Genomic DNA, 15,076 nt, shown 5'->3' on the forward strand with positions numbered 1-15,076 from the left:
GCATGGACTCTTCAGAATGGATATTGCAAAGGATGTGCCAGAAGCTGGCGAGCGAGGAAAAGCGCAGTTAGCGGCGCGTCTTTATATTGACGCGCCCCAAAATCGAAGCAGGGAAAGAAAAACGCACCACAACGGTGCATAATGGGCGAGGCTTTGCCCTGTGGCGCCAAACCTTATGCCGCAGGGCCGGGTTCTTCGTGTACGCTGGCGGCTAACTCCTCGCCAACTAACTGTAATTGATACATTTGCCAGTAGCGCCCTTGCGCCGCCAGCAATTGTTGATGCGTCCCGCGCTCCACCGCCTGGCCGCGATGGAGAACCAGAATGGTATCCGCCTCCACGATTGTCGATAGCCGATGGGCAATAACCACCAGCGTGGTGCGCTCGCGAATCGCCGCCAGCGCCTGCTGTATCGCCTGCTCAGTGCCGGAATCGATGCTGGCCGTCGCTTCATCAAGAATTAATATTTGCGGGGCGTCAACCAGCACGCGCGCCAGCGCCAATAGCTGTTTTTGCCCGACGGACAGCGTATTTCCCTGCTCGCCGAGATGCGTATGCAGCCCGTCGCTCAGGCCGCGCGCCAGGTCCGCCAGTTGTACCGTTTCCAGCGCCTGCCACACCTGCGCCTCGGAGACATCGCGCCCCAGCGTCACATTAGCCAGAAAGGTATCCGCCATCACTACCGGGTCCTGTTGAACCATCGCCACGCCCTGGCGTAAAACGCGATGATTAAGAGAGGCGATTTCTCGTCCATCCAGCCGAATTTCGCCTTGTGTCAGGGGGTAATACCCCATTAATAAGCTGGCGAGCGTGCTCTTCCCGCTGCCGGTGTGCCCCACCAGAGCCACAAAGCTACGGGACGGTACTGAGAGCGTAATGTCCTGTAAAACAAGATTATCGTCGCGGTAAGCAAACGACAGATGATCAATATCAATCGCCCCGCTTTGTAACGGCCTGTCGTCGCTGCCATAGCGCTGGCGCGGGCGATCCATCAGTTCAAAAACACGTTCTCCCGCCACAACCGCCTGCTGTAGCATGGATTGCTGGGTGGTCAGTTCAATGAGCGGCTCGTTCAGACGTGACAAATAGCTAATGAACGCATACAGCACCCCGACCTCAATCGTGCCGGCAGACGTAAAGCTGAAAAGCATCAACAAACCGCATAAAATGAGCGCGGAAAAGAGGCTAAGCAGCGGACGCAATAAAAAGCCGTCTAAGCGTAGCGTCTGCATCCGCGCCATGTAGTGCGAGCGGCTGGCCTCGCCCATGCGTTCGCCGAAGCGCGCCTGCTGGCGAAACTGCTGGATTACGCTCATCCCGTTGATGATTTCGTTAAAGCCGTCGTTAATATCCGCCAGATATGCCCGCACGCGGCGTACAATCGGCGTGCTGTAGCGCTGATAAATGATCATCACGGTCAATACCGCCGGAAAAATCAAAATCGCCACCAGCGCCATCCGCCAGTCAAGGCTGAACATAGCGACCAGCATGGCGCCGATCAACGCCGCGCTACGTAATACCGTCGCGACGACCGTGACGTACAGATCGCGGATGACTTCCGTATCGTTGGTCACACGTGAAATTAATTGTCCGACAGGCTGCGTGTCGAAGGCGCTTAGCGGCTGGCGCAAGGCGGCATCCATGACGTCCGTGCGCAAGGACTGAACCACGCCAACGGCCGCCCGGTTAAATAATAAAGACTGGGCGTAATGCAGACCCGCCGCCAGAAATTGTAGCCCCACATAGGCGGCCGCCAGCCCCGCGACCTTGCCCAACGGTAAATGGTGGCGGGCCACCATGTTATCAATGAAATAGCTGATCAGCAGCGGACCGCTAACTTCCGCCGCCGCCGCAATCCACAGCATCATCACCGCGACAGAGAGCGGTTTTCGCCATGGCGAGCCATACGCCAGTAACCGTTTCAGCGTCGGCCATAGCTGTCCAAAACTACGCATTCGCCGCCTCCTCGCCGCGTTCCGGCGCGTCATCCAGCGCGGCCTCCAGTTGCTGATAGCGATACATATCGCGATACCAGCCAATCTGCTGCGCCAGTTGATCGTGATCGCCGCGCTGAACAACATGACCATGTTGCATAACGATAATTTCATTGGCGTCGGTCAGCGCGGATAAACGATGCGCGCTGATGATGACCGTACGCCCTTCGCCCCACTGGCGCAAATTATGCAAAATCTGATGCTCCGTGCGACCATCTACTGCTGAGAGCGCATCATCAAGAAGCAGAATTTCCGCATTCAACAGCAGCGCTCTGGCAATCGAGATACGCTGTTTTTGCCCTCCCGATAACATGACGCCACGTTCACCTACCTGCGTGTCGTAGCCCTGAGGCAAACGGAGAATATCCTCATGTACGCTGGCTAAACGCGCCACCTGTTCAATCTCTTCCTGGGTCGCCTCCGGGCGTCCGAGCGCAATATTATTGGCAATAGAGTCCGAGAACAAAAACGGCGTCTGGCTGACGACCGCCAGTCGGCTACGCCAGCTATCCAGTTGCAGATGCGTCAACGGCATGTCATGGAATCGGATTTCTCCCTGCGTCACATCAAAATGGCGCTGGATAAGCGACAAGATTGTGCTTTTCCCCGCGCCGGTCGGACCGCATATCCCCAGCATCTGACCCGGTTTAAGGCGAAAGTTCACATTCTCCAGCGCCGGATGCGTCGTTTGCGGATAGCAAAACTCACGAATGGCCGCCGTCAGTTCGCCGCGCCCCGCCGGGACCGGCTCTTCACCATCCTTAACTACCGGCGCTTCCGCCAGCATGGCGCGGATGCGGCTGTAAGCGGCGCTACCCCGCTCCACGATATTAAACATCCAGGCCAGCGCCAGCATCGGCCAAATCATCAACCCCAGATACATCATAAAGCTGGTGAGTTCGCCCAGCGTCAGGCTGCCGTTAACCACCATCCAGCTTCCGCCGCTAATCGCGAGCAGGTTCGCCATGCCAATGGCGATGTAAATGGTTGGATCAAAACGCGCGTCAATACGCGCCACGCGCATATTTTTCTTGCCGGTATCTTCGGCATCCGCCGCAAACAGCGAAGACTGGCGGTCCTCCAGACCAAACGCTTTGATCATGCGGATGCTGGTCAGACTCTCCTGCGTGCGGTCGTTCAGGCTGGAGAAGGCGGCCTGCGCCAGTTTGAAATAATCATGCAGCCGATCGCCGTAACGTTTGATCATCAGCGCCATAATCGGCATCGGCAACAGCGCTAATAGCGTTAGCTGCCAGCTAATTTGCGTCGACATGACAATCAGTACCGCGCAGCCCATTACCAGCGAGTCAACCAGCGTCAGAACGCCCTCACCCGCCGCAAATACGACGCGATCCACATCATTCGTCGCGCGCGCGATAAGATCGCCCGTTCGATGGCGCTGATAAAATTCAGGATGCTGACGGCTCAGCTGGCGATAATAATCTTCACGCAGTTCGACGGCTAATTGATAAGAAGCGCCAAATAGCAGCACGCGCCAGACATAGCGCAACAAATAGACCACTACGGCGATCAGGGCAATGGTGCCAATCCACATCGCTATTCGGCCTGGAGTAAAATGCTGTGCGGTTACGCCATCCACGACAATCCCCACCACTTTGGGCGGGATCAGCTGAAGCATCGCAATAAGCATAAGCAGGGCCACCGCGCCAAGATAGCGACGCCATTCCCGGCGAAAGTACCAGCTTAATTGAGCAAATAATCGCACGCGTTATTTCCTGATATGATTTCCGGCAATACCGGGAGAATTATTCAATGGGCAGAGATGTGGTGTACTTAATCTGTTCCATCGCAAAACTGGAGGTGACGTCTGACAGTCCCGGGACGCTATTGACCAGACGTTTATAGAAGTCGTCATACCGCTTCATGTCGGCCACCTGAACTCGCATCAGATAGTCGTATTCCCCCGCCATCCGCCAGAAGCCAAGCACTTCCGGCATCTCAGAGACGACGGTCACGAACCGACAGTACCATTCACTGCTGTGGTGCTGCGTTTTTATCAACACAAAAGCGGTTAACCCCAGCCCCAGTTTTTCCGGGTCCAGCAGCGCGACCCTGCCAAGCAGGATACCGTCATCTTCCAGGCGTTTAAGCCGCTTCCAGCAAGGTGTTGTCGTCAGATTAACGGCATCCGCCAGCGCCTGCAAAGAGAGGGTACAGTCCTGCTGCAATAAGCAAAGCAGTTTACGGTCAATTTTATCTAACATACCCACCCCATAGAGAATATTTTTCTCCTTACATTGTAATTTAAAGGTCAAATAGCAACAATTTTTTCCGTACTTTTCGCTACTCTTGGCACAAAATGATAAATGGATATTAATGATGAGTAGCAATTGGGTTAAAAATGCCATTAATGAAATTAACGCTGACCACCAGCGCTCGGCGGATACGCATCTTATTCGTTTGCCCCTGTCGGCATTTCCGGGTATCCAGCTTTACCTGAAAGACGAAAGCACGCATCCCACCGGTAGCCTCAAGCATCGTCTGGCGCGCTCGCTGTTCCTTTATGGGCTGTGCAATGGCTGGATTAAAGAAGGCACTCCGATTATTGAAGCGTCATCAGGCTCAACGGCGATTTCCGAAGCCTGGTTCGCGCGTTTACTGGGACTGCCGTTCATCGCCGTCATGCCCGCCTGTACCGCAAAACGTAAAATCGAACAGATTCAATTTTACGGCGGCCACTGTCATTTTGTGGAGAGCGCCTGCGAAATTTATGCCGCCTCCGAGCGGCTGGCGCATGAACTGAACGGTCACTATATGGACCAGTTTACCTACGCAGAACGAGCTACCGACTGGCGGGGCAACAATAATATTGCCGACAGTATTTTCCGCCAGATGCGCAACGAACCCCATCCGGTACCGCGATTTATCGTCATGAGCGCCGGAACGGGCGGAACCTCTGCGACGATTGGGCGCTATATTCGCTGCCAGGGCTATGATACTCAGCTCATGGTGGTGGATCCGGAAAATTCCGTCTTTTTACCTTACTGGCAGGATCGCGACGCTTCATTACGCAGCCCGGTGGGCAGTAAAATTGAAGGAATTGGTCGTCCGCGAGTAGAGCCTTCTTTTATTCCGGATGTCGTGGATGAGATGCTGCGCGTGCCGGACGCCGCCAGCGTTGCCACCGCACACTGGCTGGAAACGCAGCTAGGCCGTAAAGTCGGCGCCTCTACCGGCACGAATATGTGGGGAGCGCTGCAGCTTGCGGCCCGGATGCGCGAGGCTGGAGAAACCGGCGCTATCGTGACGTTATTGTGCGATAGCGGCGATCGCTATCTGGATACCTATTACCATCCGTCCTGGGTTAGCGACCATATCGGCGATTTGACGCCGTGGTCAGCGGCCATCGCAAAATTACTTACCGGCGACTAGAAACAAAAAAAAGCCAGACTGAATGTCTGGCTTGCTGGAAGAGATCTCTCATTCGGGGGAATAAGGTAGATGCGGATTGTCCAGCCAATGCGTCAAAAAGTGTGATACCGCTTGATTACCACAATGTCCGATAACCGAAAGGTGTGGCAGCGCGGCGATAAGCTGCGGCATGGCATTGCCCATAATGAGCCCCCGCCCGACGCTGCCCAGCATTTCCCGATCGTTCATCGCGTCGCCAAACGCCATGCAATCTGCCAGTGAAAGCCCTAAATGGTTGCTCAATACCGCCAGCGCCGATCCTTTATTGCACCCCAGCGGTAGCACTTCCAGGCAGTCGACGGCAGAGAAACAGAGGTGAGCGCGTTCTTCCAGCGCCTCATTGAGCTGAATGCGCAAACGGATCAGATCGTCATGATCGCCGCAAAAACAGATCTTCGTCACCTGATGGGCCGGAATGCTTTTTATATCGATAACCTGATAACGAAAGCCGCTGTAGACGTGCGCCTGGAGTAGCGCGGGGATCTCCTGGCCTGTAAACCAGCCGTTGTCATTAAACACATGCATACTGGCTCGGGTATCCCAGGCATGGTGCATCACCGTATCGGCAACCTGAGGATCGAGATCCTGACGATGCAGCACGTCGCCTTCCAGCGAGTGAATTCGCGTCCCGTTACCGGTAATAAGATAAGCATCCAGTGAAAGCGTCCCCAGAATATGCCGCATCTCCAGCACATGACGACCCGTAGCGAATGTCAGAGTGATATCGCGTTCGCGCAGACGCGCCAGCGTGGCGATCGTTTCTCTACCCAAATGGTGATCGGGCATTAATAACGTGCCATCCATATCAAATGCTGCCAGACGGGCCATCTCTTTCTCCACACTGTGACGCGGTTAACTTGTTGTTCAGTATTACCTGAGATATACGGAAGTAATAGTGAACAGATAAAAGGAAGTGTTCCGGGTTTTATGAGGCTACTGAATCGGCTTAATCAATATCAACGCCTCTGGCAGCCTTCCGCCGGGGAAACGCAACATGTCACCGTTAGCGAACTGGCCGAACGCTGTTTTTGTAGCGAGCGCCATCTTCGAACGCTGCTGCGTCAGGCCCAGCAGGCAGGTTGGCTAAGATGGGAGGCGCAGTCCGGGCGCGGGAAACGTGGACGGCTCCAGTTTCTGGTCACGCCGGAATCGCTCCGCACCGCCATGATGGAACAGGCGCTGGAAAAAGGGCAGCAGCTCAACGTACTGGAACTGGCGCAGCTGGCGCCTGGCGAGTTACGGGCGATGCTCCAGCCTTTTATGGGCGGCCAATGGCAAAACGATACGCCGACATTGCGTATTCCCTACTATCGTCCGCTTGATCCGCTGCAGCCGGGTTTCCTGCCAGGACGCGCGGAACAGCATCTCGCAGGGCAAGTTTTTTCCGGGTTAACGCGCTTCGACCGCGATAGCCAATATCCTTGCGGGGATCTGGCGCATCACTGGAAGGTTTCCGCCGACGGTTTACGCTGGGATTTTTATATTCGCTCCACGCTGCACTGGCATAATGGCGATGCGGTGGATACCGCGCAGCTACACGAACGCCTGGAAAGGCTGCTTACCCTACCCGCGCTAAGCAAATTGTTTATTAGCGTCGCACGGATCGAAGTAACGCATCCTCAGTGCCTGACCTTTCTCCTTCACCGACCTGATTACTGGCTGGCGCATCGTCTGGCGAGCTATTGTAGCGGTCTGGCGCATCCTGACCTGCCGCTTATCGGCACCGGTCCTTTTCGCCTGGCGTTGTTCACGCCGGAACTGGTGCGTCTGGAAAGTCATGACCATTATCACCTCAGCCATCCGCTGCTGAAAGCGATTGAATTCTGGATCACCCCGCAACTGTTTGCCCAGGATCTGGGCACCAGTTGCCGCCATCCGGTGCAGATTGCCATCGGCAAACCGGAAGAGCTGGCGACGCTGAGTCAGGTAAGTAGTGGTATCAGCCTTGGCTTTTGTTATTTAACCCTCAAAAAGGGCTCACGGCTCAACGTACAGCAGGCGCGGCGTCTGATACATATTATCCATCATACTTCGCTGCTAAAAACCTTGCCGGTAGATGAGAACTTGATTATGCCAAGTCAGGGGCTACTACCCGGCTGGACAATCCCGCAATGGCAGGACGTTGATGAAACGCCATTGCCGAAAAAACTTACCCTGGCGTACCACCTTCCCGTAGAGCTGCATACGATGGCGGAACAGCTTCGACATTACCTGGCGACGCTCGGCTGTGAGTTAACGTTGATTTTTCATAATGCCAAAAACTGGGATAACTGCCCTGCGTTGGCGCAAGCGGATCTGATGATGGGCGACAGGCTGATCGGCGAAGCGCCGGAATATACGCTGGAGCAGTGGCTACGTTGCGATCAGATCTGGTCACATGTCCTGGACGCGCCTGCGTTTTCCCATCTGCAGGCTACGCTTGACGCTCTACAAATTCAGCCCAATGAAAAAGATCGCCGCGCCGCGCTACAACAAGTTTTTGCCAACCTGATGGATGACGCCACACTTACGCCGCTGTTTAATTATCACTATCGCATCAGCGCCCCACCGGGCGTTAACGGCGTTCGACTCACCCCTCGCGGCTGGTTTGAATTTAGCGAAGCCTGGCTTCCGCCGCCTTCGCCGTGAAGAAGCTGGTCGGGATTATCCGTACGCGTTACCATATTGGCTTTCGTCATTGATCAGGATAACTATGAAACGCGCCGTTGTTGTATTTAGTGGAGGTCAGGACTCCACCACTTGTCTGGCGCAAGCGCGGCATCAGTATGATGAAGTGCATTGTGTCACGTTTGATTATGGTCAGCGCCACCGCGCAGAGATTGATGTCGCGCGCGCGCTGGCGTTAAAACTTGGCGCACGCGCGCATAAAGTGCTGGATGTCACTTTGCTGAACGAACTGGCGGTCAGCAGCCTGACGCGGGATAGCATTCCGGTGCCGGACTATGAACCGAACGCTGACGGTATCCCCAACACTTTCGTACCGGGACGCAATATTCTCTTTCTGACGCTGGCGGCGATTTACGCTTATCAGGTCAAAGCCGAGGCGGTGATCACCGGTGTTTGCGAGACCGATTTTTCCGGCTATCCAGACTGTCGCGATGAGTTCGTCAAAGCGCTGAATCACGCGGTGAATCTGGGCATGGCGAAAGATATCCGTTTCGAAACGCCCTTAATGTGGATTGATAAAGCTGAAACCTGGGCGCTGGCCGATTATTGGGGCCAACTGGATTTGGTTCGCGAAGAGACGCTGACCTGCTATAACGGCATTAAAGGCGATGGCTGTGGTCATTGCGCGGCCTGTAATCTGCGCGCTAACGGCCTGAATCATTATCTGTCGAATAAAGCGGCGGTGATGGCGGCGATGAAGCAAAAAACCGGGTTAAGGTGATTGTTTTGCCGGATGGCGGTGCATGCACCTTATCCGGCCTGGCGATATTCACCATGGTCAATATCGCCAGGCCGGATCAGTTCAACGCCATCAGACAGCGAGGGGCGTTATTGCACCATCTGTTCCAGCTTTTCACGCAATTCGCCTTCCAGCGGCAGCGCTTTTTGCGTTTTTAAATCAATACAAACAAACGTGATGAGCGCATCGGCCACCACCTGCCCTTCTGGCTCCAGCGTAATCGTCTGGCTTAATACGCCGCTTTTACCGTTAAGCTGTTGTACCTGGCTGGTCACGGTCAGTAGATCGCTCAATACCGCCGGGCGACGGTAATTTATGTTGATGTTTACCACCACAAAAGCAATATTGCGGGCCGTCATCCACTGAAAGCTGTCGCTGTTTTCCAGCCCATCCCAACGGGCCTCTTCCAGAAACTCCAGATAGCGGGCATTATTAACATGTTGATAAACATCAAGATGATATCCACGAACTTTGATTTGTGTTTGCATAGCGCAATAACCTTACGTTGTTGTTATAAGTAAACGACAAGTACAGAGGTCATAACTGGTATGACCTCTACAGTCTGGCAAATTTTTGCCACTGTGCAAGTGATTACAATGTTAAAACTGCCAGATTACGCTCCACCAGCGCGCTTCCCATTCCCGGCACCTGCTTTAAATCATCCACCGTTTTAAAAGGACCATACTCCTCCCGATAGCTCACAATAGCCTGCGCTTTTTTCAGCCCAACGCCGTTCATCACCCGCGCCAGATCCTCCGCAGACGCGGTATTAATGCTCACCCTGGTACCTTCATCATCGCTGGCTTTAGTAGGTAATGCCGCTTTGGCGGAGGATGAAGAAGGCGTATCCGCTTTTGTTTCCACCGCTGCATTTTTTGCGACAGGCGTCGCCGCCAGTGCGCTATGGGCCATGCCCGCGCAGGTTAAAGAAAGTGTAATAAGCAGTGCTTTAATTCCGTGTTTCATACTGTTTTCTCCTTGTTTGTTAACAGTGCAGCCACGATAGCGGGGCGGAGAAAAACGAACAAACGGCAATTCTCAGAAATGGAAAAGGCCGCGAAAGCGGCCTTTGTGGGATACAACGTTTTGCAATTTTTTGCGAAGCGCCTCGACGATTACTGCTGTTCCAGAGCGTCGCCGATTTTGATTTTCGCCTCTTTACGCAGATTACTCATCAGCGCTTCAAAGACAATTTGCGCATTGTTCTGCGTGATGCCCTGCACCATCGCTTTTTTCTGCGCTTCCGGCATGGCACCCGCTTTCACCTCGTCAAACGCCAGCAGAACGACGTTACCCTGCATATCGTTCGCCACGCCATAAACTGGCTTATCTTTCGTCGGAAGGCTTAATGCAAAGGCCGCCTGACTCACCGGATCCTGACTGGTACGACTTAACGTTTTAGGCTCGCCAAAACTCAGACCCGCCGCTTTCATCGCTTCCGCGCCTTTGCCCGCTTTCAGCTCGACCAGCAGTTTTTCCGCATCCAGCTTCGCCTGTTGTTCCGCTTTGTTATGCTTCACCAGGGCAGTGACCTGTTCTTTCACTTCTGCCAACGGCTTCACGGCTTCAGGTTTATGTTCGCTCACGCGTACAACAAAAGCCCGGTCGCCATCCACGGTGATAATGTCTGAATTCGGCCCCGGCGTACCGTTTTCGCCTACCAGACCGCCATTAAAGATAGCATCGGCTACCGGTTTGAAGTTCAGCTCTTCCGGTAAGGTGTCACGGCTAAACCAGCCGGTTTCAACGGCTTTTACGCCAGCGACCTGTTCAGCGCCTGCTAACGACTCATTGTCGTTGCTTGCCGCATCGCTCACTTTCTGCTGCAACGCATAGTAAGCATCCAGCGCTTTTTCTTGTTTCACTTTCGCGGCAATGTCGTCGCGAACCTCGCTTAACGGTTTCACTTTGGCAGGCTGAATATCATCCAGACGCGCCACCAGAAAACCGACAGACGACTTAATCACACCAGATATCTGGCCTTTTTCTTTTAATCCGGCGTTTTTCAGTTCCGGCACCGTGGCAGACTCTTCCAGCCAGCCCATATCGCCGCCATTACGCGCAGAGATGATATCGGTAGATTTCTCTTTCGCCAGCGTGGCGAAATCTTCACCCTTGTTCAGCGCATCCAGTACCGCTTTCGCATCATCTTCCGTTTTGGTCTGAATAATGCTGTAACGAATGCGCTCCGGCTGAGTAAACTGATCTACATGCTGGTCATAATAGGCCTGAATATCCGCATCGCTGACCGGTGCCTGCATCGTCGCGGCATCCAGCTTGATATAGCTTACGCGGAACTGTTCCGGCGTCATAAAGCGGGCTTTATTCTGATCGTAGTAGCTGGACACTTCCTGATCGGTCACCTGCTGCTTCGCCGCCAGCGCATTGACATCAATAACGGCTTCACGCACCACGCGCTGTTGAGAGACTAATGCCGCCAGTTCGTCGGTTTCCCCTTTCAGCATAAAATCAGTACCGGCCACGCCGTTGATCAGTTGCTGAGTGGTAAGCTGGTTACGCAGCGCCTGAGCGTACTGATCGGCGGTCATTCCCATCTGATTCACAATCGCGTTATAGCGGTTGTTGTCAAACTTACCGTCCACCTGAAAAGCGGGAGTGGCGAAAATCGCCTGCTTTACCTGCTCATCGCTGATGCCCAGTTTCAGTTCGCGGGAATATTGATCCAACAGCGCTTCATCTATCAGACGATTCAGCACCTGCTGGCGCAGGCTTTTCATATAACCTTCGTTGGCCGCCAGTTCAGAATACCTGTCGCCCAACTGCTGCTGCATACGGTTACGTTCGTTATTAAACGCATTCTCAAACTGTGCCCGGCTGATTTCCTGGCCATTCACTTTTGCGGCGTAGTTATTGCTTCCGCCAATCAGGTAACCACTAACGCCGGTCAAAATGAACGACACGATAATGATAACGAAAATAATCTTGAGCACGAGACTGTTTGCAGCCGTGCGTAAGCTGTCCATCATGGTGTAACCACACTCCGCTGTAGGTGACTTTACACTTTATCTTTCAGGCGGCTTCTCTGCTGGCTACCGAGTGATTCGCTCAGTTGCCGCGTCGACGCAACCTGAATGATTTGCGTATATAGACTTCACGCGCATCGCATTTTCTGAACGCGGCGCGCAAAAGCCTATTGTGACAAGAAACGAGGGCAATTGTCAGCCCGCAACGCGCAGAAAGTCCCGAATCGTCAATAAAAAAGGCACATCAGTTGATGCGCCCTTGTACTTTGTCACATCCCCCGAGGGGATCACGCTTAGTTTACCGCGTCTTTCAGCGCTTTACCTGCACGGAAACTCGGCACTTTGGCTGCGGCGATGGTGATCTCTTTACCTGTTTGCGGGTTGCGACCAGTACGGGCAGCACGCTCTTTAACAGCAAAAGTACCAAAGCCTACCAGTGCAACGTCATCCCCTTCTTTCAGAGATTCGGTAACAGAAGCAATAATCGCGTCTAACGCACGTCCAGCCGCAGCCTTAGAGATATCAGCCCCTGCAGCAATTTTTTCGATCAGTTGAGATTTATTCACTCTTCTCTTCCTCTTTATAATTTATATCGCACCTGAATCCTTCGAAGTACGACCGCGCAGCAGTTATATCAGGCCTGCCACGCCCTTACAACACCCGTTAATGGTGGCAGACCCAATCAACCATCTAAATTAGCTATACAAAAAAAGGCTGGCAAGTCCGAAATAGCCTGCCAGCCCTGTTTTTATTAGCGCTATTTGCGCGAGGTCACTATTTTGCGGTTACAACCTGCATTCCAGACGGTTCGTTTTGCAGAGCAAGCGTCAGAACTTCCTCAATACGCTTAACCGGGTGAATATCCAGATCGGCAATCACGTTGTCCGGAATTTCCTCCAGGTCACGTTTATTTTCGAATGGAATTAAGACCGTTTTAATCCCGCCGCGATGCGCCGCCAACAGTTTTTCTTTCAGGCCGCCGATCGGCAACACCTGACCGCGCAGCGTGATCTCACCGGTCATTGCCACATCTGCGCGCACCGGATTACCGGTCAGGCAGGAAACCAGCGCGGTACACATCGCGATACCGGCACTTGGACCGTCTTTCGGCGTTGCGCCTTCCGGCACGTGAACGTGGATATCGCGTTTTTCGTAAAAGTCCGGATTAATACCCAGTTTTTCCGCGCGCGCGCGCACCACGGTCAGCGCCGCCTGAATGGATTCCTGCATCACTTCACCGAGCGAACCGGTGTAGGTCAGCTTGCCTTTGCCCGGTACGCAGGCGGTTTCGATGGTCAACAGATCGCCGCCCACTTCCGTCCACGCCAACCCCGTCACCTGACCTACGCGGTTTTCGCTATCCGCGCGGCCATAATCAAAGCGCTGCACACCGAGGTAGTCGTGCAGATTATCGCCGTTAATTTCGATATGTTTTAACGACTTATCGAGCAACAGTTGTTTAACCGCTTTGCGGCACAGTTTGGAGATTTCACGCTCCAGACTACGCACGCCCGCTTCACGCGTGTAATAGCGAATAATACCGATAATCGCGCTATCGTCGACCGTCAGTTCGCCTTTCTTCAGCGCGTTACGCTCGATCTGCTTCGGCAGCAGGTGACGTTTAGCAATATTCAGCTTCTCGTCTTCGGTATAACCGGACAGACGGATCACTTCCATACGATCCAGCAGCGGCGCCGGAATGTTCATGGAGTTGGAGGTGGCGACGAACATCACATCGCTGAGATCGTAATCCACTTCCAGGTAATGATCGCTGAACGCCACGTTCTGCTCTGGATCCAGCACTTCCAGCAGTGCGGAAGCCGGATCGCCGCGCATGTCCGAGGACATTTTGTCGATCTCATCGAGCAGGAACAGTGGGTTTTTAACCCCCACTTTGGCCATTTTTTGGATCAGTTTGCCCGGCATAGAGCCAATGTAAGTCCGGCGATGACCGCGGATTTCCGCTTCATCACGCACGCCGCCCAGCGCCATACGGATGTATTTACGCCCTGTTGCTTTAGCGATGGACTGGCCCAACGAGGTTTTACCTACCCCCGGCGGCCCCACCAGACACAGGATCGGCCCCTTGATTTTATTTACACGGCTTTGAACCGCGAGATACTCAAGGATGCGGTCTTTCACGCGCTCCAGACCATAATGGTCAGTATCGAGGATTTCCTGCGCCTGACGCAGGTCTTTTTTGACCTTGCTACGCGCATTCCACGGCACCTGCACCATCCAGTCGATGTAGCCGCGCACCACGGTCGCTTCCGCCGACATCGGAGACATCATTTTCAGCTTCTGCAGTTCCGCTTCCGCTTTCTCTTTCGCCTCTTTCGGCATTTTCGCCGCGTCGATCTTACGCTTCAGCGCTTCGTTTTCGTCCGGCGCGTCGTCCATCTCGCCAAGTTCTTTCTGAATCGCTTTCATTTGCTCGTTCAGATAGTACTCGCGCTGGGATTTCTCCATCTGCTTTTTCACGCGGTTGCGAATGCGTTTCTCAACCTGCAGCAGATCGATTTCAGATTCCATCATCGCCATCAGATATTCCAGACGTTCGTTAACGTCGGACATCTCCAGTACGGACTGTTTATCCGCCAGTTTCAGCGGCATATGCGCGGCGATGGTGTCAGCCAGACGTGCAGGGTCGTCAATGCTATTGAGTGACGTCAGCACTTCCGGCGGAATTTTTTTGTTCAGCTTGATGTAGCCTTCGAACTGGCTGATAGCGGTACGCACCAGCACTTCTTGTTCTCGCTCATCAATGGCTGGCGAATCAAGGTACTCCGCCTTCGCGGAGAAATGTTCGCCGTTGTCAGACAGCGCGGAAATACGCGCGCGCTGTAACCCCTCGACCAGCACTTTTACGGTGCCGTCAGGCAGTTTCAACATCTGCAAAATAGAGGCCACGGTCCCGACGGTGAAAAGATCGTTTACACCCGGCTCATCCGTTGATGCTTCCTTCTGGGCGACCAGCATGATTTTTTTATCATGGTCCATAGCCGCTTCCAGACAACGGATAGATTTTTCCCGCCCTACAAATAAGGGTATGACCATGTGCGGATAAACCACCACATCGCGCAAGGGCAATACGGGGATTTCAATGCGTTCAGAACGCTCAGGATTCATAGAGCTCTCTCTTAGTTTAGTGTCCGCCAGGTAATCAGATAGTATAGCTGTGCTCCATACCACCTATAACATGTACGTCAGTATATGGGGATGTTTCCCACACATTCAACGGCGTGTTTACAGGAAAAACG

At 53.7% G+C, this 15,076-nt stretch carries 13 protein-coding genes; 4 read left to right on the forward strand and 9 right to left on the reverse strand.

Annotated elements, in window-relative coordinates:
* Positions 1–16: 16 nt before the first annotated feature.
* On the forward strand, positions 17–142 hold the full coding sequence (locus ACLJPE_RS08745) for a hypothetical protein (protein WP_254888881.1): 126 nt from the start codon (positions 17–19) through the stop codon (positions 140–142).
* Between the two features lie 31 nt (positions 143–173).
* Here ACLJPE_RS08745 and ACLJPE_RS08750 read toward each other — a convergent pair whose 3' ends face one another.
* The 3 genes from ACLJPE_RS08750 to decR are packed head-to-tail and all read right to left on the reverse strand — an operon-like array spanning position 174 to position 4,219.
* Positions 174–1,955, reverse strand: a complete 1,782-nt coding sequence (locus ACLJPE_RS08750; RefSeq protein WP_001256070.1) for a SmdB family multidrug efflux ABC transporter permease/ATP-binding protein — start codon at positions 1,953–1,955, stop codon at positions 174–176.
* Complete coding sequence (locus tag ACLJPE_RS08755) at positions 1,948–3,720, reverse strand: SmdA family multidrug ABC transporter permease/ATP-binding protein (RefSeq protein ID WP_001235559.1); 1,773 nt, start codon at positions 3,718–3,720, stop codon at positions 1,948–1,950. The genes ACLJPE_RS08750 and ACLJPE_RS08755 overlap by 8 nt, the downstream gene beginning before the upstream one ends.
* 40 nt (positions 3,721–3,760) lie before the next feature.
* The gene (gene decR / locus ACLJPE_RS08760) at positions 3,761–4,219 is read right to left on the reverse strand and encodes a DNA-binding transcriptional regulator DecR (protein WP_000884593.1); all 459 of its coding nucleotides are present in this window, start codon (positions 4,217–4,219) and stop codon (positions 3,761–3,763) included.
* A gap of 112 nt (positions 4,220–4,331) precedes the next feature.
* Between decR and cdsH the strand changes: the two genes are divergently transcribed.
* Positions 4,332–5,387 (forward strand): cysteine desulfhydrase, encoded by a 1,056-nt coding sequence (cdsH, locus tag ACLJPE_RS08765; RefSeq protein WP_000987850.1) that lies wholly within the window; start codon positions 4,332–4,334, stop codon positions 5,385–5,387.
* A 48-nt stretch (positions 5,388–5,435) separates the two neighbouring features.
* Here the strand turns inward: cdsH and cof are convergent, their stop codons facing one another.
* Entirely contained in the window at positions 5,436–6,254 is an 819-nt protein-coding gene (gene cof, locus ACLJPE_RS08770) for an HMP-PP phosphatase (RefSeq protein ID WP_000113030.1), read from the reverse strand.
* A 99-nt stretch (positions 6,255–6,353) separates the two neighbouring features.
* Here cof and ACLJPE_RS08775 point away from each other — a divergent pair, with 99 nt between their 5' ends.
* Both ACLJPE_RS08775 and queC read left to right on the forward strand, forming a co-directional pair.
* Complete coding sequence (locus ACLJPE_RS08775) at positions 6,354–8,054, forward strand: SgrR family transcriptional regulator (RefSeq protein ID WP_001238177.1); 1,701 nt, start codon at positions 6,354–6,356, stop codon at positions 8,052–8,054.
* Positions 8,055–8,118: 64 nt separating this feature from the next.
* The gene (gene queC / locus ACLJPE_RS08780) at positions 8,119–8,814 is read left to right on the forward strand and encodes a 7-cyano-7-deazaguanine synthase QueC (protein WP_000817201.1); all 696 of its coding nucleotides are present in this window, start codon (positions 8,119–8,121) and stop codon (positions 8,812–8,814) included.
* Between the two features lie 107 nt (positions 8,815–8,921).
* Here queC and fadM read toward each other — a convergent pair whose 3' ends face one another.
* The 5 genes from fadM to lon all read right to left on the reverse strand — a co-directional run bounded on the left by fadM (position 8,922) and on the right by lon (position 14,945).
* Positions 8,922–9,320, reverse strand: coding sequence for a long-chain acyl-CoA thioesterase FadM (fadM, locus tag ACLJPE_RS08785; protein ID WP_001194543.1), 399 nt, complete (start codon positions 9,318–9,320; stop codon positions 8,922–8,924).
* Between the two features lie 103 nt (positions 9,321–9,423).
* Positions 9,424–9,798, reverse strand: a complete 375-nt coding sequence (locus ACLJPE_RS08790) for a helix-hairpin-helix domain-containing protein (RefSeq protein WP_000680324.1) — start codon at positions 9,796–9,798, stop codon at positions 9,424–9,426.
* Positions 9,799–9,947: 149 nt separating this feature from the next.
* Positions 9,948–11,819, reverse strand: coding sequence for a peptidylprolyl isomerase (ppiD, locus tag ACLJPE_RS08795; protein WP_000969425.1), 1,872 nt, complete (start codon positions 11,817–11,819; stop codon positions 9,948–9,950).
* Positions 11,820–12,109: 290 nt separating this feature from the next.
* Positions 12,110–12,400 (reverse strand): nucleoid-associated protein HU-beta, encoded by a 291-nt coding sequence (gene hupB / locus ACLJPE_RS08800; protein ID WP_254888479.1) that lies wholly within the window; start codon positions 12,398–12,400, stop codon positions 12,110–12,112.
* A 190-nt stretch (positions 12,401–12,590) separates the two neighbouring features.
* Positions 12,591–14,945, reverse strand: coding sequence for an endopeptidase La (gene lon / locus ACLJPE_RS08805; RefSeq protein ID WP_001067723.1), 2,355 nt, complete (start codon positions 14,943–14,945; stop codon positions 12,591–12,593).
* Positions 14,946–15,076: the final 131 nt, after the last annotated feature.

It is taken from the genome of Salmonella sp. SAL04196, assembly GCF_046550835.1.
Lineage (GTDB): Bacteria > Pseudomonadota > Gammaproteobacteria > Enterobacterales > Enterobacteriaceae > Salmonella > Salmonella enterica.